The organism is Pseudomonadota bacterium, from assembly GCA_010028905.1.
GTDB lineage: Bacteria > Vulcanimicrobiota > Xenobia > RGZZ01 > RGZZ01 > RGZZ01.
This window is the reverse complement of sequence record RGZZ01000834.1, coordinates 1-1,320: the sequence shown is the minus strand read 5'-3', so window position 1 is coordinate 1,320 and position 1,320 is coordinate 1. Positions and strand designations below refer to the sequence as shown.

General features: G+C 69.4%; 2 protein-coding genes. One reads left to right on the top strand and one right to left on the bottom strand.

All coding sequences use genetic code 11. The features are described from left to right. Positions 1–219 (top strand): hypothetical protein (locus tag EB084_25715; protein NDD31661.1); only part of this gene is annotated, 219 nt, incomplete at its 5' end. Here EB084_25715 and EB084_25710 read toward each other — a convergent pair. Further along, the coding region (locus EB084_25710; GenBank protein NDD31660.1) for a radical SAM protein at positions 207–1,320 on the bottom strand (1,114 nt) is incomplete at its 5' end. The two genes, EB084_25715 and EB084_25710, sit on opposite strands and share 13 nt — an antisense overlap.

Sequence of the window (1,320 nt, the reverse complement as noted above, 5' to 3'; positions counted from 1 at the left end):
GACTACGACGCGGTGCCCTGGTTCCACGCGCGCTGCTGCGAGACCTGCCCGAGCTTCGGGGGCAGCTACTGGCAGGGAGAGGCCCACCCGATGGCGGTGTACCTCGACACGCGGGTCGATTCAGCGGGGCTCCTCGCGCGGGACGTCTGCCCGTCCGGCGCCGCCGTGTCCTCGTCCGGCTACGAGGGCGTGAACGCGATGTCGCTCTACGTGCGCTGACGACCCGCCACGCGCTCCTCGACGAAGTTCTTCGCCATGCGGGCGTACCACTTCGGCTGGAAGCTCATCGTGGTGCGCACGCAGGTCTCGAAGGTGCAGTAGCACCCGGTCTCCTTGACCCAGCGCCGGTGTCGCTCTGCCTCCCCGCTGGCCCACAGGCCCTCGAAGTCGAAGTCCACGTCGCGCAGGTTGCCGAAGGTGGTGTCGAGGATCTCGCAGGGGCGCACGTCGCCCTTCTCCGAGACGATCGCCGTCAACGTCCCCGCCTGGCACCCGGACATCACCCTGCGCCCAGCGTGGTGCTCCGCGATGATCTCACGCTCCACGCGCACCCGCTGCGCGAGCAGCTGCCGGAAGGTGTCGTCGCCCGCGCGGGCCAGCTCCTGCGCCTGGAGCAGCTCCGTCGCCTCGCGGTACTTCGCGAGGTCCACCTCGCCCCAGAACGTGTCGTCCACCGTCGTGCGCCGGACGAGCACCATGTCGAAGTAGGGGTTGCGCAGCTCCTGCGTGACGTACTCCCAGGTCTGGCGGAAGTGGTCCTGGGTGCGGCGCGAGAAGGTGTAGTTGAAGCGCAGGCGCAGGCCGGCGTTCGCGTCCTGGATGGGCCGGAGCGCGTGGTAGGTGCGCATGAGGCGCTCGAAGGCGCCCTTGCCGCGGATCGCGTCGTGCTGCTCGCCCACGCCGTCGATGGAGAGTTGCAGCTCGAGGATGAGGTCGGGCCGCGACGGCAGCACCCGCTCGACCAGCCCCACGATGCGGTCGGTGTGCGCGCCCGCGGTCGGGATCGTGATCTGCCGGGCGCGTGAGCGGTTCTCGTAGAACAGCTCCGTGATCTCCGGCAGGTCCGGCCGAAGGAACGGCTCCCCGCCCGTGAGGATGAGCTTCGGGAAGTGCGGGAGCCGCGAGGTCATGCGGTCGAACTCCGCGAGGGTGAGCTCGTCCTTGATGTCCCCGTTGAGGAGCTCCTCGCGGTAGAAGCAGTGCCCACAGTTCAGCCCGCAGCGCGCGGTGACGAACACGGTCAGGAAGAGGGGCTTGTTCGTGATCAGGCGACTCTGCAGGCCCTCACGGGCGTAGCGGAGCGCGTAGGACGCGAGGGGG